The organism is Fusibacter sp. JL298sf-3 (genome assembly GCF_053842995.1).
On the sequence record NZ_CM132608.1, the window covers coordinates 1,861,461 to 1,885,392 of the forward strand.

Genomic DNA, 23,932 nt, shown 5'->3' on the forward strand with positions numbered 1-23,932 from the left:
TTGACCTTATGAGGCCACGTTTTTAATGGCAGCTAATGCTTTGTTTTTCTTATCCTCCAAACTGGAGACAAACACCGTTCCCGCCAGATCGCCCAGACAGTTGTTGGTGGTGGTTCCCATATCGAAGATACGGTAGAACGCCGCGATAATCCCCACGATTTCAACCGGTAGACCAAATGCCTCGACCATGACGAGCAGCTTGACGATACCGCTCCCGGGAATACCACCGCCGCCAGTTGAAAAGATAGCCGACAGGACGATGACTTTCAACATCACCGGAATGCTCAGCGGCATGCCCACCACTTGGCTGATAAACACGATGACGCACCCATAGAGGATAACACTGCCGTCGTAGTTCATTTGCGACCCAAGTGGTATGGTGAAGCCCGAAATCCTCTCTGGAACGTCAAACTTCTCCTTGGCGACTTTGATGTTAATCGGTATCGATGCCACACTGCTACACGTGGCAATGGTGTAGACCCAAAGTTCAGAGCTCCGCTTTAAAAACTGAATCGGGTTGATACCCTTTGTAACCCAAATGACTGTTGAATACACCAGTAAAATTTGTACGAGACACGCTAAGTAATACGTTCCCGCTAGCGCCGCCATACTGGTGAAGATGCTGGCGCCGTATTGACCAAATGAAGCCGCCATTAAAAAGAACACGCCTATTGGCGACACAATCATAATCATGCCTATAAGCGAATAGACCATGTCGTTCAGCGCCTTAAAGCCGTTAATGACCCACTCTTTATGCGTGTCGTTCTTGATGCGCATAATGGCAATCCCCAGTAAAATTGAAATAATCAGCGTCTGTAAGATATTGCCATCAGCAAATGTCTTGAAGATGTTCTTAGAGAACATATTGACGAAAAACTCCTGAATGGTCACACTGGTCGCACCTGTGATTTCTTTGGATGCAAGACCTGTAAAATTCGCAAGTTCTCCCGGCTTAACCAGTGTCGCCACGGCGATACCCACTGCCGACGCTATAAGCGTCGTCACAATGTAAAACGCCATAATTCTAAAACTGATACGACCGAGCGATTTGATATCCTTTTGCGACGTAATACCCGTGACAATCGTTACGAGTATCATCGGGACGACAATCATTTTAATAGAATTCAGCCAAATGGTGCCGATAAATCCGAGATTCACCATTGGTTCCTTAAAGACGAGTCCAAACACTGCCCCTAAAATCATGGCAAACAAAACTTGTGTCGACAGGCCGATTTTTTTGTTTCCGATTTTCATAACCCCTCCCCTATTCTTACAAATTGTACAACGCGTCGTCTATAGACAAGATAATGGCCGCCGCTTCTTCTGCCTGCTCCAAGTCGATGGCGTTGTAAAACACCAGCCGCACACAGGTTTCCAGTATCGGCCGAACCCAAAGCCCTTTGTCGTAGGCCATCTCACAGAATTTTTCAGGTGAAATGGGGGCGCCGGACATATCGAGCATAACAATGTTGCTGTCGACGCGCTCAGGGGGGACGATGACTTTTAAAGCCTTTAACCGCTCCCACACGCGTTTGGCGTGAGAATTATCCACTTTGAGCTGTGCGCGATTTGCCTTCAAAGCGTACAAACCGGGCGCCGCTATAACGCCTGCTTGTCGCATGTTACCCCCCAGCTGCTTCTTCTTCTCCAAGACTTTTTTAATAAAGACGCGCCCGCCGCAAAGCATCGAGCCCATGGGGGCGCCCAAGCCTTTTGACAGACAAAACATCACCGAATCGACATGTTGACAGATTTCATGTACTTCGACCCCTAAGCCGGCAGCTGCATTGAAAACCCGCGCCCCGTCCATGTGAATCGGCACGCCATGGTGTCTTGCCAACTGGGAAAGGGCGCTTAGCTCTTCCAGCGTCATGCACACGCCACCGGTAAAGTTGTGAGTGTTTTCCACGCAAATGAGCTGAACGGACTTCTCCTCTAAGAGCCTCTTTATCGTATTGAGAGACGGCTTGTTTTCATCGTTTAAGTTGTAAAATAAAGGGTTCAATTGCCCAAAGGCTTCACTAAACGCCGCTTTCTCAGAGAGATAGATATGTTGCCGATCATCCAGCAACACGGTGTCTCCCGGCTTGCAATGGGTCAAAATTGCCGCTGTGTTAGCAAGAGTCCCCGAAGGAAACAACAGCGCCCGCTCTTTGCCAGTAAGCTGTGCTGCAAATGCCTCAATCTCATTGACTGCGGCATCCTCCCCGCACCCCTGTGCGTCGAGTCTACTAGCGTCGCCCAGCTTCGCATGCAAAATGGTTTCGAGCATGTCCGAAGAGGGCAGTGTCAGCGTATCACTTCTTAAATCAATCATTTTCTCCACCTTTGATTTTTTTCGCTACACGTGTTGGTTGTTTGTCATGACATCGCTTATGTATAACGCAAATTACGTGCCAAAATTCTCTCGTCTTGTCTACTGCGCCACACCCATTGACAAATCAGGGCATTCAACTTTTTAAGTCCTCAGTTACTTTTTGAATTTTCGTTGCAACGCAACACCGCGCAACGTTGCGCAACGCAAAAGGTGCTCACTTTTTTCTTTATTTTTTTGATTTGTACCCATAAGAATAGGTCTTTTAGGGGGCTCAAACGATTAGTGCTCTCTTTTTGCGGTCTAAAAAACCGACGTGTCTGTAGGTTAAACACGTCGGTTAGTGGCGATGTCGGTAAATTAAATTTTAGGGCAACACTCTTTGGAAGGACTGTCACCTTTATTTTTTTAACGGAGTTTCACAATAAAGCAGTTTTATGGATCCAGCAAAAATGAAGCATTTCAATACATCTAATGTTCTGGTTCAACAAATTGTACACAAAACCTCAAGTGGAGCGTGTTGGAATTTCAATACATCTAATGTTCTGGTTCAACATTGTAGACCAGAAACAACTATCGTGCATTCAAATATTTCAATACATCTAATGTTCTGGTTCAACCATCGCGCAAACCGCGCGCGATGCCGAGACAATCAAATTTCAATACATCTAATGTTCTGGTTCAACCTGTATTTTCAAATATCCCTTCATAATCCCAATCATATTTCAATACATCTAATGTTCTGGTTCAACCACTGTAAAATGCCCATTCTTACTTTCTATATTACCTTAATAATCGTGCAATTGCAAGCATTTCAGGAATTTCTCTACAATGATTTTTCATTTTTTTCCACCACGATTTTTAGCTACCTAAACCCATTGATACACCTTCCTTTCAGCGTTTTTTGTAAAATTATAGATAATAAAAATTGGATGGGATTTCCATTACAAAAACCATTCATCTTCCGATTCTTTTTGATCTCCTAAAATCTCCTCCTCAAAATACTTCTCACTCAACAGTTTGATAATGGCCACCGTGTCAACTTCTTTGTCGATGACTTTTAAGATTTCTGCCTTCATTTTAATCATTTGAGCTGGTGACAAACGCCCTCTAAACACGGAATACTGGTAGTGATTTAAATACTTCTTACAAACTTTGAAAACCTTCTGACAGCGTTTCTCGCCGACATCGTATAAAACAAACACATAATTGTAGCGATAGCCGCCTGCCATTACATCGCGCGCCCCTTGACAAAGGGCGTAAACGGCGTGCCCTCAATTAAATACTTCGAGAGCTTATAGCCTTCGTACTTTATAGCTGTTTCATACGTTACCTGTCGCCCGAGTTTGGCGTGCTCAAACGTCTTGTTCAGCGCCTTTTCCAGTTCAATCACGTATTTTTTACGACCGCTTTCGTTGAGATGACAGAAATTAGTCGCCTTTTCAAAGTGTTCACCGACGCGCAGCATTCCCCTATTGACCATATTCAGAATCACAGGAAAGACAATGGCGATTTTAAACACCTCAGAGACGTCCAGAGATAGAGAAAAGCGCCCTTCACTGGGTTCGTGTAGAAAACTAATCGACTGGTCGAGGTGCGTATGGTAAAGTTGCGTAATTGTTTTGGAGTAGAGCCAACTGTTGCCAAAAGAAATCAGCGCGTTAAGCGGGTTGTCCGGCGGTCGCTTAACGCGTTTGTCCGAGACAAATGCCGGGTCGATGAGTGCATTAATCGCCTCGTAGAAAAGCTGCCAGTACGCACCTTCTTGAGACAACAGCGCCTTAATATCCCCACAGGGTTCGCGGTATTTCTTAGAGTCCAGTGCCTGTACGATCGGCGTCAACACCTCAGGGGATTTGGCTTTTTTCTGTTTCAAAATCCCGAGCATGTTGTCTCGAATCCCCTCGACAAAAGCCGTGGCAAAGACAACAGTAAGCTCGTTAAATTATAATTATTCTTTACATCTTTGTTTTTTACCACTTTTAGCTTTCCCCCGAGATCAGCACCGTTTCAAAGTACGCGTTAGCCCCCAACTGTAACATCAATCGGTGTAATATACGCCGTATTCAGCGACACCTCAATTTGTCGGTTCGCTTTGGCTCAGCTCATCAAATGGGGATTGCCTAAAGAACAGCCGATTTGATGTGCCTGTAACCTCACAAGGTACAGTGTGGCCATCAGTAGAAGAGAAAAAAGGCAATCCAGCCGAAGATGGCGAGATTGCCCACGTTGTTATAAATGTCTAAAATCACATTAGAAAAGTCCTTTTTAGACCACATAACAACATATAGTCGTGCTCTTTTTTCTAACTACGGTCTTTGATAGCTGTTAGGCGACGTCATAAAGCCATCTTTATACTTAACAGTCATATACAAAGTTTCTTCACCGTTCACCAGTTTAATATAGCAAATGCCGTTTTCAAATTTGTCTGTAATATCGACTGTTTGATCGAACCAATATACCCAAACGGATCCGTCTTCTTTATACTCAATATCAGGAGCCATCAGCTCATCTAGGAGTTCTTCTTCAGTCAATGGCCTTTCGGTACCATCGTTTCCTATAGCGATGCCGCCACCCCCTCGATTTTTGGTGTTTCCTTCTTCATCAACATAGTCCATCGTGTAGTTGCCATTTCCGTCAAATTGAATTGTCACATCGGTTTCTTCTCCTCTAATCCAAAGCTGAATGGCACGCTGAACCCCACAAAAGTTAGTGGCGTAAGCAGCTGTGGCACTGCCTACAACCAGTACACAGACCGCAATACTCGCCACCAGGCGATTTAATTTTAGTTTTTTGCTTTTAGTTGTCATTTTATTTACCTCCAAATTGAGTTCATCAGAAATATGAATTGCAGAAAATGCCTGTTTGTACTTTTCCCTATTCGTCATCTTCCCATACCTCCTTTAGTGTACCTTTAAGCAACACTCTGCCACGTGATAGCCTCACTTTAACATTGCTCTCAGATATGCTTAGAATTTCTGAAATCTCTTTTATAGAATAGTCTTCATAATAAAATAAGTGAATCACCACACGGTATTTTTTAGGCAGTTTCATGACCGTTTCAAACAACTCAGATGACTCCGGAGACTCAAAAGTCAATGTGCCTATATAGTCCTCTAATGAGAGCGTGTTTCGTCTGAAAAAGGTCATATTTTTATTTTTAGCTTTATTAATCGCTACTCGAATGAGCCATGCGCGTATGTGTTGCTCTGTTTCAAAATCCTTTTTAAGTGATATGTACTGAATAAAAGTATCTTGAACAACATCCTCTGCATCATGACTATTTTTACAAACGTTAAATGCAATTACAAACAAGTTGTTCTTGTACCGATCAATCAGTACGTCCACTGGTTCCCTCATGAGTGCCTCCTTTGTGCTTGAAAAGCTTTTCACCAATAGTACAAATGAGATCGGCAAAAGGTTACATATAAATCAAATATATTTTAAAACAGCTGTCTCCCCATGTAAACAGCTATACCGAATCGACCTATTTATTTTAATGGTACTGGTTAGCCTGTGAAAGCAACGCAGAACGATTGCATACGCCAGGTCACACAATCGATAGATGAAAAAAACTCGTTTAACGGCTCTGTGTTCTTCATCTCTTTTAAATTCAAAATTTTAATAAACAATAACATCGTTCCAGAAGTAAATGTAAACCTAATAATCTATGAAACAATCTAGTGTCCTGTAGCGTTGAGATTTAATTAAAAATGTCAGATCGTCTGTATCAGTGCAAAGCAAAATATCGACAACAATGCGAAACATTGTCGAGAAATTTTAACGCCGCAATGATGCAGAGTAGATGAGCAGTTTTTTTAATTATGAACGCTACAGGACACTAGGCATCAGAGCACAGGTACTGTACTTTTAAAATGTTTAACTATTATAGGTTGTCTGTCGGATATCTACGCTTTTTTGTCACATTTAAGGGTGTCTTAATACGATTGATATGACTTTTTGTTTTTGTCTAATTTAGTGTAACCTATCCATATTTATGTTTTATGCAGTTAGCTCGCCATTTCTTGATAGCACACACTCATATTAAATTTCCCTGTTTTTTTTCAATGCAACAATAAAATTGCTAGCAACATCAACATTCAGAACAAAGCCTTCATCAAGTTCTTCTAGTTTATTCATGATACTAGCGATACAATCGCTGCCTTCATCACAATAGTCAAATGCATCAGAAAACCAAACAGTATTAACCCATTCGTGAATCCTATTCTCTGTCACTTGACCATTGATATATCCTTCTAGCAATTCAACCAAGTGTTGATTACAAATGACAACAACATCACTCATTTCTTTAAGCAAGTCTTGCCCACCTTGCCTTTCAAGTTCATCTCTATTTATTATCAGGTCTCTAAATTGTTCTAGCAATATTTTATCACTCATCTCATCACCTACTTATATTTCCTGTGTACAAGGTTTCCAAAGTTATCAAACGTGTCTTTGAATGTCTCTATGGTAGTACCACTAGGATCAAGAATCTTATAGTATTCTGCATACCCTGAGACATCACCTGGTTTTAACATCTTGACTTGATAGTTACCGTTTTCTAATATTTCAACCGCATACTCAGTGTAACCACTACCACTTTTCTTAATAAACCGCTTAACATTTGCTGCTACATCATCAGGTAGTCCTTCCAGAGATTGAAGCGCATCTGCTTTTGAACCAACTTTGAATACAAGATCACTCGTCCTCTCACCCCGGCCACCACCACCGGCATTCTGAATTAACCGGATGGACTCTTTTGAATTCTCATACCCATTGCCGACGGATAGCACGCCATCGACTATGAGACCTCCGCCAGCTGCAACCGCTCCCCAGCTCACCGCTACCGCCGGTGCCGCTGCACCGTAAGTAGCGCCGGTAGCCACTAAACTGCCTCCTGTTAAAGCAACGCCACCGACAGCTGTACCTGCACCACGAATCACTTCAACAACACCTTTAGTCATTATAGCTACATTGCCATAGAGATGTCCCAAACCGTAAACCCGTGGGTCTCTTACTGACGCCTCTGCCATAAGCTTGTGATTTTCTTTGTTACCCTCTACGATACCACTGTTCTTTTCATACGTTTCTGAGTAAGGTTTTACCGTAATCGCCGCTTGAAAAAAGGATCCTGTCTCCACAACTTGCTCCAATAGTGTTTCTGAAATCGCATCACCGACCCCCTGCGAAAAATCCATTGAATCATAAGCCATTTGTGTTATATGCGATTCGACTTTATCAACTACCGACGCCAAAAAGCCCTTCTTTTCAGGCGCCTCTTCTACTTTGAGTCCGCCCTTTTCGGACTCCGTGTAGACGCCCTGCTTCAGCTGATCTTTGTCATAGAGGATAATCGCCGGATCCCCACTCTCTGCATAAGCCGCATCCATATGGAACAGCGTCTCACCTGTGCGATTGACCTTAATCATATGGTCGTATTTATCTAATCTAAACTCATTTCCAAACAGTCGAACGGTCCCTTTACCGCCAGAAAAATAAGGTTCGGAAAAAGCTACCACCTGTTCTTGCCACGCCTTTTTTTGAGCCTCAAGTTTCATAACTTGTGGCGACTTAAGAGGTGAAAGACTTTGGGTGTACACATCTAAAGCCGCTCTGCCATAACGTCCATTGTAGACGGGCCGTTGCTTTTTTGTATACGCCGAATGTATTTTTTGAGCAAATGGAACAAGCTTTGAGAGCACCGGCTCAAACACCTTGGCACGCGCTTTTTGCTGTGGGGTCGGCCGCGTCGACACCTGTCTTCTTTCCAATTGTACCACAGCCTCTGTCACCGCTCTACCGCCTCTTAAAAGTGTCCTTTGAGTTCTTGAAAAGAGACGCTCTAAAGCCGTATCTGCGCTGTTGTCTTGTTTGGATTCAGCAACCGGTTCAGGTGGCTGTTTACCGCTAAGTACCTGTGTGGCAACGTAGGCAGCTTTCGCCAAACTGTTCTTAGACTGGGCCAGCAAGCGCTTTTCCCCTCGCCTCTGAGCCGCCGATGCTTGTGGACGTTGTGTCGGTGTCACCACAGGCCGATCGCTCTTATGGTTAAGCTTTTCGGTAACGGCATTAAACACCTGTCCCATAGCTTTTTGAGCTTTTGCCGCATTCTGCTTTGCTAAGCGGCGCTGTGCAACGACTTGAGCCGATGTTACGCGCCCTGTACCGTGAGAGCGTCCGGAAGTCGCATGACCTGTAGACGGTTTAGGTTTAGGTTTCGGTCTTGACACAGGCGAAGCTGTGGCGCTGCCCTTTTTAAGCTTTTGCGTGACAAACTTTGATACCGTGCTCACAGCGCTTTCAACTCTTGCCGCATTCTTTTTCGCTAAGCGCCGCTGTGCAGCCATCTGAGCTGATGTTACGCGCCCTGTACTGTGAGAGTGTCCGGAAGTTGCGTGACCTGCAGAAGGTCTAGGTTTAGGCTTCGGCCTTGATACAGGCAAAGCTGTGGCGCTGCCCTTTTTCAGCTTTTGTGTGACAAACTTTGATACTGTGCTCACAGCGCTTCCAACTCTTGCCGCATTCTTTTTCGCTTGACGCCGCTGTGCGGCCATCTGAGCTGATGTTACGCGCGCCGTACCATGAGAACGCCTGGAAGTCGTGTGGCCTGTAGACGGTCTAGGCTTCGGCTTTGATACAAGCGAAGCCGTGGCGCTGCCCTTTTTCAGCTTTTGCGTGACAAACTTTGATACCGTGCTCACAGCGCTTCCAACTCTTGCTGCATTCTTTTTCGCTTGACGCCGCTGTGCGGCCATCTGAGCAGATGTTACGCGCGCCGTGCTGTGTGCACGAGGTGGTGATTTCCGCGTACTGCTCGCCACCCGTTTGGCTTTAGATGCCACCTGTTTGACAATGCTGAACGTCGCTTTTTTCGAGGGCGAGGGAACCGCTTGATGTTTTCTCGCCACAGCTGCACGTGCCGCCGCTGATCGACTGGACTGCGTACTGGTTTTGGCTGTTGCCACGCGCCGTGTAACCGATGAGGGCGCTCTGTTAACCTTTGATTTGACCTTGGCACTGACAGTTGCCCTGGCCTTGGACGAAGCGTGTTTTGCTTTTGTCAGATGCTTTTTCGCCGACTGAACCGCCTGCCTGACGCGGGAAGACGCCGAAGACTTTGATGTACGCGTCGTCCGCGTAGCAGGTCTCGATGTAATTCGCGATTGTGTGCGGGTTCGAGACGGCGTCGAGCGTTTGGGCTGACTGCGTCGCTGAGTACGTCCGCTGGGGATGGCGCGATACGATGGCCTTTGAATTCTCATTTAAAACCTCCTGTAAAAATCAGATTTATTTAAAAGAGGTCTGTCGCCGCCAAAACAGAGCGGTGCAGCCCCTCTCTTATTGACATTGAAAGGGGGGCTTAAACCCTCTGATACACGAGCCCCGAAGTCTTTTCTATTGTAAAGGTATCTTCAAGCATCCATTGGCCGTTTAGGAACAACCTCAGCGACCAAGCACCTGGCGTACTGCCTTTAGCCACTTCTTCCGTCGATAGCCAAAACCAAACCGTTGCAGTAGCATCAGGTTTTTCCTCGTAAAAAGCGTTGTCGGCGTAACTATGTAGTTTGCCATCCGGTGTGTACCACGCCACCGTGGCCACGTGAATGCCCACAATGTTCTCAAAGGTAAAGCACGCTACCACTTGCTTGTCCTTCTGATACGTGTAGTGTTTCTGAAGGGGTGCCGAAGCTTCTGAAAGTACCGGAGACAAATTGTAATCGGCGACAGTCACCGATTGTTGCACCGCATTAAAAAGGCGGTCGCCGTTTGCGTCAATGAGTAAGAGCGACCAAAGCTTATCTGTGCTGTCGATGTCGTGTAGCCCGTTGTACGGATCCACCATCTCCAGTTCACCGTTGATTAAAAACCGATACGGGTACTCTCCTTGTGGTAGCGTACAGGCAAAGTGCCACCCGTCAGCTTCTTGACGCATAGCGCCGCGCACTGGATCGTAGTCGTTAAATGCGCCGATTACTGCAACCGTTTCAATGGCCTGTGCCGGATCGTCGTACTTGAGTAAGACATTCATTGTATCACCTCGTTTTAAATTTTGTAAGTTTACGGTAATCCTTGTATTTGATTTCATTATTATAGCGAATTTAACCGTATTATACAGCGTTTAAAACGGATTCAAGTCTGTAGCACCAACAAAATAAGGCGGTAGACCTAGTCACATTGCCGTCGACAGTTTTATATTTTGATACTCAATTTCTGCGAAAAGAAGTCTCACACCCCCTCTACAACACCCCATACGCCACGCGACCTGCCACTTCGGGCACACGGCTCAAACACAGCGGCACCAAACGGTTCGATCCTCCCGACACACCGCCCCCAACGACTAATCCGGTTTGTACAGCCCCTGTTTGAGCAGCTCAAAATGCGTGCGTAACGCAGTACCATACCGCGTTTTGGCGGTCTCCACATCTTCAATCGTCGCCACAAACGCCTCGTTAAAGCCCTTCAAAAACCACTGGACCGTGTTCAATGTCACCTCTGGGTCCGCCCTGAACACCGACGTGTCCACACCGTCGAGGAGCGCCTTAAAAAGCGCCGCGCTCTGTGCCGCATACCGCCCCATAATCACATCATAGAAAGGACCGTCCCGATGCCCCACCGCCGACTGAATCACCGCATACGCCTCGGGATGCTCGACATACCAACTGAACTCCGCTTCCGAATACGCCACCAAACGTTCGAACACATCGTCAGAAGTCGCCTCAAAAACCGCCGTCAAATCCGCCGTCATCCTCTCAATCGCCTGAAACACCACATCCAGATACAACATTTCCTTGTTCTTAAAATACTTAAACAAACTGCCCTTGGCAATCCCCGCCGCCTTAATAATCTGGTTCGTCGACGCCGCCTCGTAGCCATTTGCCGCAAAAGCCGCCTGCGCCGCCTCTAAAATCCGCGTCTGCTTCGCCGCGCTCAGCTCATAAAAAAGTGCCAGTGCCATCTCTACCGCCTTTCAAAACCTCTAAAAAACCTCTATTTTGGGGGGACAGACCCGTCTGTTAAGCACGCAGACAAACCGTTTGCCCCTTTTCACCTTAGGTCCATTGCCAAAACCCTTTTCTATCTGCACAAAAGAACCGTTAACGCGTCGCCATCGGGGTATAAACCCTATTGAACAGAGGATACCCGGTGTGCCGCCACGCCACAAGAACTCAAGAAAGGACTACGCCATGAAAAAACACCGTTTGAAAACCGCCGCCTGCTTTCTTTTAACGGCCCTCTTACTCGTCAGCTGCACAAAGGCGCCCTATGTGGAAAACTTCAAAACAGCGGGCGAAGGCCAGTTCAGCTATGACAACGCCACCGTCTACTTTGCCATCACCGACCGCTTTTACGACGGCAACCCCTCCAACAACAACGCCTATGGTCGCCCCACAGTGGATGCCCTCGGCAGTGACGCCGGCACCTTTAACGGCGGCGATATCGAAGGGCTGACGCAAAAACTCGAAGAAGGGTATTTTGAGGCCCTCGGTGTGGACGTCCTGTGGATTTCCGCCCCCTATGAACAGATACACGGGTACATCGGCGGTGGCGACGGCGCCTTTGCCCACTACGGCTTTCACGGCTACTACGCCCTCGACTGGACGTCCATGGATCAAAATTTTGGCACCGTCGAAGCCTTTAAAACATTTGTCGACACCGCACACGCCCAGGGCATTCGAGTCGTGCTCGACGTGGTCGTAAACCACGTGGGCTATCCCAACTACGCCGATATGGTCGACTTTGGTTACGGCGCTCCCACCGCCGCTATCGAAACCGTCGCGCCCAAGTCCGGAGAAACCTTTAACAAATGGACGGACTTCGTCGACTGGGACGCTTTTGACAACTGGTGGGGCCCTTGGGTCAGAGCCGGCTTCGACGGGTACAGCCCTCCGGGAAACGACGTCTACACCCAAAACTTAATGGGGCTGCCGGACGTGCGCACCGAACTCACAGAATCTGTGGGTCTGCCGCCGATACTAAAGACCAAATGGGCGGCCGCACCTCCTGACGACCCGTGGGCACTTCCCGGTGCCGATGCCCTCAGAGCAGACCGCGGCCTCTCGCCGGCAGGCTACATCGAACTCTGGCTCGCCGCATGGGTGGAGACTTTCGGCATCGACGGCTTTCGCATCGACACCGCCAAACACGTAGACGTATCCGTATGGAACAGCCTCAAAACACAGTGCGACGCAGCGCTACAGCGCTATAGAGCCGCTAATCCCCAAAGTCCCGCCGCCGACTTTACAGACCCCTTCTTTTTCGTCGGAGAAGTCTGGGGGCACGGCGTTTCCAAAGACTATTATTACGACAACGGCTTCGATGCTCTAATCAACTTCACCTTCCAAGGGGAGCGCAAAGACGGCCCCGCTTACAACCCCGACAAAATGCCTGCTGTCTTTAAAAACTACGCCGCAGCCCTCAACGCCGACAGCACCTTCAACGTCCTCAGCTACTTGTCACAACACGACACCAGCCTCTACCCGAGGAATCGCCTCATTGAAGGGGGCACCTTCCTCCTGCTCCTTCCAGGTGCCGTACAACTGTTCTACGGCGACGAAACAGCGCGTCCGGCAGCTACCGTCTCCGGTGACGCCACCATGGGCACGCGGTCTAAAATGAATTGGGACACGACCCACGCCGATGTGCTCGCCCACTTTCAAAAACTCGGTACCTTTAGAAAGCGCAACCTCGCCGTCGGTGCCGGAACACATGTCGTGCTCTCTGAATCGCCCTATGTGTTCACCCGTTCGTTTACAGGTGACGGTTTTGAAAACCGCGTGGTGGTCGCCCTCGGCGACTCGGGCCGCGTCACACTGGACGTCGGCGATTTTGCCGAAGACGGCACCGTCCTTCGAGACGCGTACACCCAGCGGTTCTACACTGTGAAAAACGGTGCCATCGTCGTCGATGTACACGCAAACGGCCTAGCGCTGATTGAATTTCCCGAATAGGCGGTGATGCCTATGACATCGAGAAAGCTTCTCCCCGCCATCGCTTGTGCCGCCGCAGTGGCCATCGCCTTCCTCTATCGCCCGGCTCTCGGCCTCGTCATAATCTTTATCGCCCTCTTCGCCTGCACACTTTGCGAACGGCTGAAACGGTAAAAGCAAAAAATCGCCTCCATACAGGACAGGCGATTTTTTGAGTGACACTGTGCTAATCGGCAAAGACGGTGTTTTTGACTTTCCACCGCTCCAATGCAATGCTGAGCCAAAACGAATAAATGCCTAACGTGATAAAGCAAAGCAACAGCCATTTGATCCAGTTGCCCCACTGCCATCGATTCTCTAAACGCCGACATAGTCCCTCCTTTTTCAGAGGGCTCAGCCCTCTAAAACACTTGAAAGTCGCCGTTATCTGTTTCATCCCATGGGGCAAAAGCCTCGTGGACATCCGGCTCCGTAAACAGCCGTAAGTAAGTGGCCATCCCCGGCGTCATCGTGCCCTTGCGCATGTCTTCAAGCGCCATCCACGTCACCTTGCCCTCCGGCGCGTTATCCAGTAAAGCGCCTTCAAACACATGGGTCTTATAAAGCATCACAATATATTTGCGCCCCGTTGTCCGGTGGTGCCAATGGACAATGCCGCAAAACTCGAGATTCGAGACGGCAAGTCCGGTCTCCTCTTTAACCTCCCGTATAGCGGCGTCTACAAACGCCTCTCCCGGTTCGAGTTTCCCCCCTGGAAACGTCAGCCCCTGCCAGTTGGAATGCACCCTGTGCTGAACGAGCACCTTGGAGGTGTCGGCGTCCACCACCATGCACATGTTGGCAAAACACGCTTCTGTTTGATAGCCCATCTCAAACCTCCTTAGGTGCTGCGGGTACATTGCAGGACAAAGAACCCCTTCTTCTTGTACAGGGTCGAAACCTGCGCCTCGCCAAACAACCGCTCCAGCTCCACTGTGCTGCTGTTGGCCCCGTGCTTCTTCTGTATGACGATAAAAAACTTGCCGCCTGGCACCAAATGCGCATACGCCCCTGCGTACATCTCAAAGATTTTCTGTTTGCCCGCGTGAATCGGCGGATTCAAGACGATGCTGTCAAACTGTCCCTCTATGCCGTTAAAGCAATCCGAGGCCACGATGGCACCGCTAAACCCGTTGCGCTTGCAATTTTCTTCAGTGTACTGAAGCGCCCGCTCGTTGACGTCGGCAAAGGTCACGTCGAGGCCGTAGGTCTTGCCGAGAACGATGCCAATGGGCCCGTAACCGCAGCCGAGGTCCAGCAAACGCCCCTCTAGCGCCGGCATCTCCCGCATTAAAATGTCCGACGCGTAATCCACATGGCCCATTGAGAACAAGCCGCTGTCGCTGACAAAGGTAAACGCCGCACCTTCAAAGGTGTACTGAAAAGTTTCTATTTTAGACGCCAATGTGTCGTCCGGTATAAAATAATGACTCATAATTGCTCCTTATGGGGTATTCTCCCGTACCGCTGTACGGGTCTTTTCTATTTTAGCACATTGCGCCGGCGCATTCACCTGATTGTTTGCGGCATAGATGAGCCGTTTTTTAATTGTGAACGTTCCCGCACACTAGTCCATTGCTTTCCCCATGTAGTATTCGTCCCAGTAAACGCCGTCTATGAGGACGGCCTTGCGCTTAACGCCCTCGCGGCGGTACCCCATTTTCTCGTATAGGGCAATGCCCGCGGCGTTATGTACCATAACGGTGAGCTCTTGACGCACAATGCCATGTGCCGCCGCCCACGTGTCCAGCGCCTCAAACAATCGAGTCCCCAGACCGCGTCCCCGGTGGCCGTCCAAGAGCCCCACCACAATGTACGCGCTATGCCTAATGCGTCTTTGTGCGCCGCGCATCCCACTTAAAAAACCGACGATGGCGCCGTCTGTTTCGACGACAAGCCTTAGACCGTCACTTTCTGCCGGCGTCAGCCGCGCTTTCAACTGTTCTTCTGTGAGGGTGCGCTCCCCCGGTTCAAACAACATAAACGAGGTCTGGGCATCCAGTGCGACCAACATTTTCAGATAGGCGGCTGTATCGGCTTCGGTGGCGGTTCTAATCGTGTATGTAGCGGCGGCAGCTGTATGTGTTGCTTCTACTGTAGATCCTTGTGTCATTGTAACCCTCCTTGTCTCTATTGTGGTCAATACGTCTTTAAAGCGCTCTGTAAACTGTGTCCCGCAGCGCTGAAGTTCGCCGAGGACTCTTTCGATGCCCTCCGGTGTCGTATGCCATGTGTGCCGGTCGATGCGCACGCCGCCCCGGTTATAGACACATGGGCTGACGTCAATGTGCGCCTCCGGAAAGGCCATCTGATAATACATCCACGCGCGGCGGGCGTGATGCGGTTTACAGCATAGGACGGCGCGCTTTACGGCGATGCCCTGCGCGTCCAGTACCCGTCTCGAAAAGTCGGCGTTCTCCTGTGTGTATGTCGACATGTCTTCTTTTAATATGGCGCGTTCAGGGACGCCGTTTTGCATGAGGACGTCTTTTAGAAAGGCCCATTCGGTGGGGTATGCTTTGGCGTACAGATGCGTCTTGGACTTAACGCCGTCAAAACGGCCGTTTTTGATGCTGTATTTGCCCGAAGGCAGTAAGGTCGTCACCACCCCCATTCGGTAGAGCGACGCGGCGTGTTCGCCGAGTTCAGGATCTGTTCCGCCGGGGATGAACGCGATGTCATAGGCGGTGGCGGTGTCCAGCGGGTCTTCTTTAAATACAAAACAGGTGATGGCTTCGATGAGCTCATTTTGCCACATGGTCACTCTCCTTTCAAGGGGGGACGGTTCTTTTGTGCCGGATTTCACTATATTTTTCCATTTACTGTGTAGCCGTTGGGCTAATAGGCGGGGTCTACGGCGCAAAAGCACTGTGTCGGGACCTTGGTCGATGTGGTATTACGCCGGGTACTTTCCACTGAGGCTTGAGGCCATATCAAAGTCGCCTCTTTGCCACAGGTGTTGAAATTTCACATTTTTCCGATTCCATTTATGGTAAATATATGGGGATTTTGGCACAAAAGAACCGTCCCCTTTAACCCATCGACTTTGACATTATTACCATACCGGGGGAATACCCCATTTTCTCATTGAGACGAATCATTTTTTTGTTGCTGTAATGGACGGTTGTGCGTAACTCTTTGGCCCCTTCGGAGCGACACCAAGCTTCTAGCATTTCTTTTAAGCCGGTTGCCACGCCTTTGCGCCGATAACTGTCTGCCACATAAAGCGACATTATGAGAACGCTGCTTGGTTGATCCGGCAACTTCTCCGCCCAGATGAAACCCATCATCTCCCCTTTGTGATTCTCAGCGACAGCGAGATAAAGGTTGCTAGGTGCCATCTGTACAAGTCTTTCTGCCACCTCGGTTATCATCTCGTCTGTGACGCGATGTGCCTTTGTCCATTGCTTTGGCGTCAAATTGTGCCAATAGGCAAGGCGCCTCAACAGTTTATCATCTGTGTTCATGTGTTGTACTTCCAGTCGTTTTACGATCATATGACCTCCCATGTACTTGAGGGGACGGTTCTTTTGTGCCGGATCTCACTATATTTTTCCATTTTCCGCACAACCGTTGGGCTGATAGGCGGAGTCTACGGCACAAAGACGCTGCGTCGAGACCTTGCTCGATGTGCCGTTACGCCGGGTATCGGTCACCGCGGTATGAGGCAATGTCAATGCCGCCTCCTTGCCACAGGTGTTGAAATTTTATAATTCAACAGTTCCATTTATGGCAAATATATGGGGATTTTGGCACAAAAGAACCGTCCCCTTTAGCTTAGCGTGTACTTTTCAAATAGCCCACAAAGGCCCTGACCTTTTCAACCTCATCTGTGCTCAAGTCTGAAAGATCCAATGTCGCTTTGGTGATCTTTTTGTTTTTTTCAACTGTGCGATGTTTTGTGAAGAACGAAGCAATCGACCCCGTCAATACACTTAAAAAGCCAATGCCCACAATCATCAAAAGCATGGAAATCAGGCGCCCTTCCTGTGTCGTCGGCACAATATCGCCATAGCCGACAGTGGTCATCGTCACAAACGCGAGCCAAATGCCGTCTTTATAACTCTCGACCCCTTGTGGCTCTACCTTGTAGAGCAAGCCGCCCCCCAGAACAGCCAGCAAAACGACGACGCCGATTACATAGTACAGCCCATTGTTGCGCAGCAACTTATGCACAAAGCGCCCGAAGCCCTTTACCCTCGATTTGTTGATGATTTTAAACAGCCTGAAGACCCTGAATATCGGGACGAAGGGCACCAGCGAAATCAGTTCCGGCCAGCTTTCTCTCAAGAAGACCTTGCGCTGTGTGCTCGTCTTCAGCCGATAAATGTACTCGATAGCCAGTATGGCAATCAAAACCAAGTCGAGAACGTTGCTCAGGGTGCGGCCGATGCCGCCGGCGCCAATAAAGCGCAAAAACCAGTTGGCGACTATGATAAGTGCCAACAGGTCGATCACATGTCCCAAAATGCGGTAACGTTTAGTCATCGCGCCTCCCTTGTTATTACATTATTTTAATGACTTCTACAGTCTTAGAATACCACATCTCGTGTGTATAAGCTATTGGGGACGGTTCTTTTGTGCCGGATGTTCCCCTCTCAAGCCCTTGCCAACAAGTGCACCCCCTCAAAATGCTCGCCGGACCATTTGCGCCTCAAAACACCCACCACCTATGCCTCAACTCACGCGACAGCCAATACACAGGCACCTTCGGCGACACTCACCACGCCCCTCTATACGTCAACCCCTTACAACCGCGACATCGACACCTTCAACGAATGGTAAATTCAAGGAGATTCCGGCACAAAAGAACCGTCCCTTTAAGTACAAAGTCCCAATTTATCACAGAGCACCCCAAAGGCGCCCCTTCTGTGGTATAATAAAACATCTCAAAAAGAGAACATACTTTCTGTTTATAGAATGAAGTAAGGAGAACGCATATGAGCAAATCAAAAAAATATTTTTACGACTATGAAGATTACGAAGACGGCGACAAAGACGTCAACACCCTTGCAGAAGAAATTTTAAACGATGCGGAACTGCCTACACTGAGCGAAATCATTGTCGGTTGCTGGGGCGAATGCTACGACGACAGCGTCCAGCCACTGCTCGACAAAATTGCCGAAAACAGCGAGAAGTTCAGCCACATTGAGCACTTCTTCATCGGCGATATGACCTACGAAGAATGCGAAGTGTCTTGGATAATCCAAGGTCGATACGACGCCTTCCTCAAAGCGCTGCCAAACCTCAAGCGTCTCACCATCAAGGGGTCAGCAGAACTCGTCCTAGGCGACATCAGCCATCCCAACCTCGAAATCCTAGAAATTATCTGCGGCGGCTTACCGGCAGAGGCACTCACCGGCATTGCAAATGCCGACCTGCCAAATCTTAAAAAACTCAACCTTTACTTAGGCGTTGAAGACTACGGCTTTGACGGCGATCTCGAAGACATCAAAGCGCTCCTCGAAAACAAGAGCTTTGAAGCACTCACCAGTCTCGGCCTTGGCAACAGTGCGATGCAAGACGAAGTGGTTGACGTCGTGCTCGAGAGTCCGCTCCTCAGCCAACTGAAAGTTCTCGATTTCTCAAACGGCACGTTGAGCGATAAAGGCGGCGCCGCCCTCGTTCAAAACGCCGACAAACTCAAGCACCTTCTGAAGCTCGACCTGCACCACCACTACATGAGCGACGACATGATGGCACAGCTTAAAGGCCTCGGCATTCCCGTCAACCTCGACGATCAAAATGAAAACGACGAAGCGTACGGCAATTACCCGATGCTCACCGAATAACTGCCATGACCCTCTACCTCATCGGCGAACCCGAAAGCAAACGCCGCCAATACTTTGAAAAGGCGTGCCGTGCTCAGGACATCCGCCTCGAGCACATCGATATGTGGTGCTTCCCCGAAGACGTCGGTCATCCTGTCCCCAAAAGCGGGTTTATAAAAATAGACCCGCCCACGGTGGGCACGAGCGCCTTCGGCGCTCTAGACGCCCATGTTGCACGCTACAAAAGCTACTTGCAGGCACTTGGCGAAAGACCATATCACTACTTAAATACACCACAGGCCATCTTAGATGTCCTAGATAAAAAACATTGCAAAACAGTCCTCCGTCAAAACGGCATTCCCACAGCTCCTGTCATCGAAACCAGCGGCATCAATTCTGCACGCGCGCTCGACGATAGGCTCTGCGCCAAGCGCATGACTGCCGTTTTCATCAAACCGCAGTTCGGCTCCGGCGCCGCAGGCGTCCTCGCATACCGCGTACACCCCAAGACCCGAGACGCCGTGCTCTACACCGCGCTGGCTTACCGAGACGGGCGCTTTCACAACACCAAGCACCTCAGAAAAATAACCGATCGCAGCACCGTCGACCGGTTTGTTGAGCACGCCCTTCAAACGCCGCATCTCGTGGAACGCTGGCAGCCAAAGCCCAGCACACCGGCGGGGATGACCTATGACCTCAGGGCCGTGTTCCAGTTCGGCCGCCTGGATTTTCTCGTTGCACGCGGCGCCAAGTCGTCTCCGATTACCAATTTGCACCTGAACAACGGCGCCATCGACCTTGAAGCCCTCGCGTACGAAGCGGCGGACATCTCGGTGATTGAAGCACTCTGCCATAGAGCGGTCGGCTGTTTCAGCGGCCTCAACAGCGCGGGCATCGACTTAATCTACAACCCCAAAACGAAAAAAGCGTCTGTCATTGAAATCAATGCTCAAGGCGATCTCATATACAAGGACATTTACAACGACAACCGCATCTACACCCGACAAATTCAGGGGATGCGGCAGCCATACGGAAGGTGACACTTATGACAAAAATCAGCCACGAAGTACCGAAGCAGGTCATTGGCGACCCTAAAAACGCCCGGTATTCCGTCAATATGAACGACATCGTCGGCACCCACGACATTCTCATGGTCTGCCTCGACACTTTACGGTACGATGTCGCCACAGAAGAAGAAGCGAACGGCGGCACCCCCGTGCTCAACCAATACGGCAAATGGCAAAAATGCCACGCACCGGGAAACTACACGTACCCGTCTCACGCCGCTATGTTTATCGGCGCGCTTCCAAGCCCCGTGGACCCGCACCCGTTGTTTGAACGCGAAAAACTCTTCGTGCCGAAGGACATCAGCGCCAGCCTCAAAACCCATCCAAACGCCTTTTTGTTTGAAGGGGCAAGCTTTGTGGAAGGCCTCGAAAAAGTGGGCTACGAGACACTCTGCGTCGGCGGCGTCGGCTTTTTCAACAAGCGCACGCCCATTAACAGCGTCTTTCCGAGTCTCTTTAAAAAAAGCTACTGGCACCCGTCGTTCAGTTGCCACATCAAAGAGAGCTTCGACCACCAGCTCACCTTTATCGAGCGCAAACTCAAAAGCTACGCGCCTGACCAGCGCCTCTTTATGTACCTCAACATCGACACCATTCACTACCCCAATGCCTTCTATGTCGAGGGGGCACGGGAAGACGACAAAACCACACACGCGGCGGCACTCAGGTACGTCGACGCGCGCATCCAGCAACTGTTTGACCTCTTTAAAGCGCGCGGCAAAACCTTCGTCATCGCCTGTTCCGACCACGGCAGTTGCTACGGCGAAGACGGCTACCACTTCCACTGCCACTCGCACGACATCGTGTCCACCGTCCCGTACAAACACTTTTTCCTATAGAGAAACGAGAAACCCATGAACCCATACCAGCACTACATGTACAGCTACCCGCACAAAACCGCCTACAGAGCATCGGCCACACTCGATCTCCCGGGACAACTCGACCGTTTGGTCAACAGAACACTTGGGGTCTACTTTCATCTGCCATTTTGCTCGAGCAAATGCGGTTATTGCAATCTATTTTCTGTACCGACTAGCAACAGAAACCGCATCAGCGCCTATATCGACGCCCTTGAACGCCACGCCCGTCAGTGGCATCAGCACCTTCGAGACGCGGGAGCAGGGCGCTTCCATTTCGACAGCCTCGTCCTCGGCGGCGGGACGCCCTTGATGCTCTCCGAAAGCGAACTGGAGCGTGTGTTCACCCTAGGTGAACAGCTCTTTGACGCCCCTGAGCACATTGTCGTCGAAACCTCGCCGGACGAAACCACCACCGGCAAACTCAAAGTGCTCAAAGAGCACCGCACACATCGCGTGAGCATCGGCGTTCAATCGTTTGTACAATCCGAACTGGACGCCCTAAGGCGCCATCACTCGGCAGACAGCGCTGAACGCGCCCTCTCACTGCTGAAAGCCTGCGATTTTCCGGTGCTCAACCTCGACCTCATCTACGGCATCCACGGACAGACGCCCAAGTCCTTCGCCTACTCATTGAAGAAGGCCCTAGAGTACGCACCGGACGAACTCTTTCTCTACCCGCTTTATCAGCAACCGGGGACTCAACTGCACGGCGCCTTTCATGTGGATGATTATACGAAACGCGCATTTTATCAACAGGCGCGGGATACCCTTGTGGACAGCGGCTACCATCAGCTCTCCATGCGCCGATTTGCCAAAAAACCACCGACTTCCTCTGAGAGCTGCGGCTTTGAAAACAGCATTGCCATCGGCTGCGGCGGTCGGACATACCTCGACGACTTGCACTTTTGCGAGCCTTACACTGTAGACGGCAAACGGTGCCTGCAACTGCTCGACACTTATTCGAGCAAAACGGCCTTTTTCACCAATCAGCACTTTTTCAGACTCAATGAAGACGAAATCAAACGGCGCTTTGCCGTTAAAAATATCTTGCACACCGCCGGCGTCGACGTCCTCGACTACGAAAAACTTTTTCTTTCGCCTTTCTTCAGGGATTTCCCCTTTGTCAAAGGCTGGATTGACGCCGGCTACGCTCAGCGCGACGGCGCCCGCATTCGCCTCACGCCAGAGGGCCTCGCCCTCTCTGATGCACTGGGACCTCAGTTTATCTCAGATGCCGTCAGCGCGCTTATGCACGCAACGTAGGAGGCCCTCTATGAAACAGCTTTACTACCGCGGCGTCCTCACGTCCTGCAACTACACCTGCGGCTACTGTCCCTTTGCCAAACACGCGCCGTCACCGGCGGAAGTCCTGCGCGACCAACACGCCCTCGCGGCATTTACTGACGCCGTCGCTCGACTGCCCCTCGACGAGCGCCTTTTAATACTGCTCACCCCTTACGGCGAGGGGCTGATTCATCCCCATTACGCGGTGGCAATGGCCAGACTGTCGAACTTGCCTCAGGTTGAGGCCGTAAGCGTTCAGACCAACCTCAGCATAGAGGCAGAGACCCTTCTCGAACGCCTAAAAACCGCTGGGGCCCAGCGCCATAAAATCAAGCTTTGGGCTACTTATCACCCGACTATGACCGATGTGGTCACGTTTTCCGAGAAAGTCAATGCGCTCTCCAAACACGTGGATCTCTGCGCCGGAATGGTCGCCGCCCCCACGCCGGAAGCCCTCTGTGAAGCCCGCGCCCTGCGCGATAAACTGCACCCGTCGGTTTATCTATGGCTCAACGCACTGGCCAAGCACAAGCGGCGCTATACTTCAGCACAAATAGAAGCGCTTTGCGCCATCGATCCGTTTTTCGACTACGAGTTCAACAAGTTGAGACCGTCGCCGGAGTGCCGCGCCGGCAAAACGGCGTTCTTTATAGAGGCAGACGGCGAAATCAAACCCTGTCACATGGTGAAAAAAAGTCTCGGCCATTTCTTAAAAGGCGGCCTCGATGCTTTGGTGGCTGCCCCTACGTGCAGACGCCCAATTTGCGACTGTTACCTCGCCTACAACAACGTTCCCGACCCAAATCTCGAGCAATTTTTCGGCAGGACGCTGCCCTTTCGCCTCCCTGAAAAAAGGGCGGTAAAGGCCCTGTTTCTCGACATCGACGGGACGCTTTGCCCAGGGGGAATGGTCAATGAGAAGACGCTAAAAATCCTCGAATACCTCAGCCAATGTGCCAAGCTCTATTTTGCCACTGCCAGAAATTACGACAATGTCAGGCGCCAATTCAGGGCGCTGCTGCCGTTTTTCTCCGGTGGCGTTTTCTCAAACGGCGCACATGTTGTGGACTTTGATGCACAGACCGACGAGGCCCCAAGCGGCGGCATCGACCTCAGCTTTATTGAGGAAGCGCACCCACCACAATGGCGCGTCGACAGCTGTGCCGGTAAAACGGTGCGCCTCGTTATCCCGGCGGGACACGCCGGACGCCTCCCCACTGTACCGCCTGGTAGCCGGATGGTCTACGACGGTGGCAAAGCCTATCTTCAACCTGCAGCCGCAGACAAACTCAGTGGCATTTTACACTTGTGTGCACGGTACAACTGGCGCTCTACAGACATCATGACTGTCGGCGACAGCGACACCGATGCGGTCATGTTGGCACATTTTCCCCTTTCTGTGGCCATGCCTTCAGCGCCCCCGGCCATTCGTGCGCACTGTGGCTACACGCTCGACCTTGAACTTTTGGGGACGGTTCTTTTGTGCCGCAAAACCCTATAATTTTCCATAAAGAACCCCGCCGTTCCTTCGAACAGCGGGGTTCTTTCAGTATAAACGCAGACGGCCCGATAAAGGCGCACGACGCACTCCGTTTAAACTACATACGACGATGCTGTTACCGTCTCCTATGTCAACTCTTCTCAGTTTCCAAGGCATGTAGCCGTCTGC

22 protein-coding genes, 1 pseudogene and 1 CRISPR repeat array are annotated in these 23,932 nt (G+C 50.1%); of the genes and pseudogenes, 7 read left to right on the plus strand and 16 right to left on the minus strand.

From position 1 onward, the window contains the following. Positions 1-6: 6 nt before the first annotated feature. The 10 genes and pseudogenes from ACR6HW_RS08915 to ACR6HW_RS08960 form a co-directional block, all read right to left on the minus strand. Entirely contained in the window at positions 7-1,254 is a 1,248-nt protein-coding gene (locus ACR6HW_RS08915; protein WP_455730783.1) for a dicarboxylate/amino acid:cation symporter, read from the minus strand. Positions 1,255-1,270: 16 nt separating this feature from the next. Next, positions 1,271-2,317 (minus strand): threonine aldolase family protein, encoded by a 1,047-nt coding sequence (locus ACR6HW_RS08920; RefSeq protein WP_455730784.1) that lies wholly within the window; start codon positions 2,315-2,317, stop codon positions 1,271-1,273. A 456-nt stretch (positions 2,318-2,773) separates the two neighbouring features. Continuing rightward, positions 2,774-3,066: a CRISPR direct-repeat array (repeat unit 30 nt; unit sequence ATTTCAATACATCTAATGTTCTGGTTCAAC). 192 nt (positions 3,067-3,258) lie between these two features. Next, the gene (gene cas2 / locus ACR6HW_RS08925; protein WP_455730785.1) at positions 3,259-3,546 is read right to left on the minus strand and encodes a CRISPR-associated endonuclease Cas2; all 288 of its coding nucleotides are present in this window, start codon (positions 3,544-3,546) and stop codon (positions 3,259-3,261) included. Beyond that, positions 3,546-4,232, minus strand: a pseudogene (gene cas1, locus ACR6HW_RS08930) (CRISPR-associated endonuclease Cas1); the annotation flags it as partial. The pseudogene cas1 and the gene cas2, both read right to left, overlap by 1 nt. 391 nt (positions 4,233-4,623) lie before the next feature. After that, positions 4,624-5,202 carry a hypothetical protein gene (locus ACR6HW_RS08935; RefSeq protein ID WP_455730786.1) on the minus strand — a complete coding sequence of 193 codons (579 nt, stop codon included), beginning with the start codon at positions 5,200-5,202 and terminating at the stop codon, positions 4,624-4,626. After that, on the minus strand, positions 5,192-5,674 hold the full coding sequence (locus ACR6HW_RS08940; protein ID WP_455730787.1) for an RNA polymerase sigma factor: 483 nt from the start codon (positions 5,672-5,674) through the stop codon (positions 5,192-5,194). The genes ACR6HW_RS08935 and ACR6HW_RS08940 overlap by 11 nt, the downstream gene beginning before the upstream one ends. Positions 5,675-6,358: 684 nt before the next feature. Continuing rightward, a complete protein-coding gene (locus tag ACR6HW_RS08945; protein ID WP_455730788.1) occupies positions 6,359-6,712 on the minus strand; it encodes a hypothetical protein in 354 nt (117 codons plus the stop codon). A gap of 8 nt (positions 6,713-6,720) precedes the next feature. After that, entirely contained in the window at positions 6,721-9,576 is a 2,856-nt protein-coding gene (locus ACR6HW_RS08950; RefSeq protein ID WP_455730789.1) for a hypothetical protein, read from the minus strand. 98 nt (positions 9,577-9,674) lie between these two features. Further along, positions 9,675-10,343, minus strand: a complete 669-nt coding sequence (locus ACR6HW_RS08955) for an early set domain-containing protein (RefSeq protein WP_455730790.1) — start codon at positions 10,341-10,343, stop codon at positions 9,675-9,677. A 309-nt stretch (positions 10,344-10,652) separates the two neighbouring features. After that, a complete protein-coding gene (locus ACR6HW_RS08960) occupies positions 10,653-11,270 on the minus strand; it encodes a TetR/AcrR family transcriptional regulator (RefSeq protein WP_455730791.1) in 618 nt (205 codons plus the stop codon). A 229-nt stretch (positions 11,271-11,499) separates the two neighbouring features. Between ACR6HW_RS08960 and ACR6HW_RS08965 the strand changes: the two genes are divergently transcribed. Both ACR6HW_RS08965 and ACR6HW_RS08970 read left to right on the plus strand, forming a co-directional pair. Then, positions 11,500-13,263, plus strand: coding sequence for an alpha-amylase family glycosyl hydrolase (locus ACR6HW_RS08965; RefSeq protein WP_455730792.1), 1,764 nt, complete (start codon positions 11,500-11,502; stop codon positions 13,261-13,263). Positions 13,264-13,275: 12 nt separating this feature from the next. Then, the gene (locus tag ACR6HW_RS08970; protein ID WP_455730793.1) at positions 13,276-13,416 is read left to right on the plus strand and encodes a hypothetical protein; all 141 of its coding nucleotides are present in this window, start codon (positions 13,276-13,278) and stop codon (positions 13,414-13,416) included. 52 nt (positions 13,417-13,468) lie between these two features. Here ACR6HW_RS08970 and ACR6HW_RS08975 read toward each other — a convergent pair whose 3' ends face one another. The 6 genes from ACR6HW_RS08975 to ACR6HW_RS09000 all read right to left on the minus strand — a co-directional run bounded on the left by ACR6HW_RS08975 (position 13,469) and on the right by ACR6HW_RS09000 (position 17,769). Beyond that, positions 13,469-13,678 carry a hypothetical protein gene (locus ACR6HW_RS08975; protein WP_455730794.1) on the minus strand — a complete coding sequence of 70 codons (210 nt, stop codon included), beginning with the start codon at positions 13,676-13,678 and terminating at the stop codon, positions 13,469-13,471. Then, positions 13,644-14,111, minus strand: coding sequence for an 8-oxo-dGTP diphosphatase (locus ACR6HW_RS08980; protein WP_455730795.1), 468 nt, complete (start codon positions 14,109-14,111; stop codon positions 13,644-13,646). The genes ACR6HW_RS08975 and ACR6HW_RS08980 overlap by 35 nt, the downstream gene beginning before the upstream one ends. 11 nt (positions 14,112-14,122) lie before the next feature. Beyond that, positions 14,123-14,716: a class I SAM-dependent methyltransferase gene (locus tag ACR6HW_RS08985; RefSeq protein WP_455730796.1), complete on the minus strand. Its 594-nt coding sequence runs from the start codon at positions 14,714-14,716 to the stop codon at positions 14,123-14,125. A gap of 132 nt (positions 14,717-14,848) precedes the next feature. Then, positions 14,849-16,039 (minus strand): GNAT family N-acetyltransferase, encoded by a 1,191-nt coding sequence (locus ACR6HW_RS08990; RefSeq protein ID WP_455730797.1) that lies wholly within the window; start codon positions 16,037-16,039, stop codon positions 14,849-14,851. Between the two features lie 274 nt (positions 16,040-16,313). Then, entirely contained in the window at positions 16,314-16,778 is a 465-nt protein-coding gene (locus ACR6HW_RS08995; protein WP_455730798.1) for a GNAT family N-acetyltransferase, read from the minus strand. 280 nt (positions 16,779-17,058) lie between these two features. Beyond that, the gene (locus ACR6HW_RS09000; RefSeq protein WP_455730799.1) at positions 17,059-17,769 is read right to left on the minus strand and encodes a potassium channel family protein; all 711 of its coding nucleotides are present in this window, start codon (positions 17,767-17,769) and stop codon (positions 17,059-17,061) included. A 452-nt stretch (positions 17,770-18,221) separates the two neighbouring features. On the opposite strand from ACR6HW_RS09000, the gene ACR6HW_RS09005 reads away from it, so the two are divergent. From ACR6HW_RS09005 to ACR6HW_RS09025, 5 genes are read left to right on the plus strand one after another with little or no spacing between them, the layout of a single operon-like run. Further along, entirely contained in the window at positions 18,222-19,073 is an 852-nt protein-coding gene (locus ACR6HW_RS09005; RefSeq protein WP_455730800.1) for an STM4015 family protein, read from the plus strand. Positions 19,074-19,078: 5 nt separating this feature from the next. Then, entirely contained in the window at positions 19,079-20,092 is a 1,014-nt protein-coding gene (locus ACR6HW_RS09010; RefSeq protein ID WP_455730801.1) for an STM4014 family protein, read from the plus strand. 5 nt (positions 20,093-20,097) lie between these two features. After that, on the plus strand, positions 20,098-20,958 hold the full coding sequence (locus ACR6HW_RS09015; protein WP_455730802.1) for an STM4013/SEN3800 family hydrolase: 861 nt from the start codon (positions 20,098-20,100) through the stop codon (positions 20,956-20,958). Positions 20,959-20,973: 15 nt separating this feature from the next. After that, positions 20,974-22,242, plus strand: coding sequence for an STM4012 family radical SAM protein (locus tag ACR6HW_RS09020; RefSeq protein WP_455730803.1), 1,269 nt, complete (start codon positions 20,974-20,976; stop codon positions 22,240-22,242). A 10-nt stretch (positions 22,243-22,252) separates the two neighbouring features. Further along, complete coding sequence (locus ACR6HW_RS09025; RefSeq protein ID WP_455730804.1) at positions 22,253-23,764, plus strand: STM4011 family radical SAM protein; 1,512 nt, start codon at positions 22,253-22,255, stop codon at positions 23,762-23,764. Positions 23,765-23,932 lie beyond the last annotated feature (168 nt).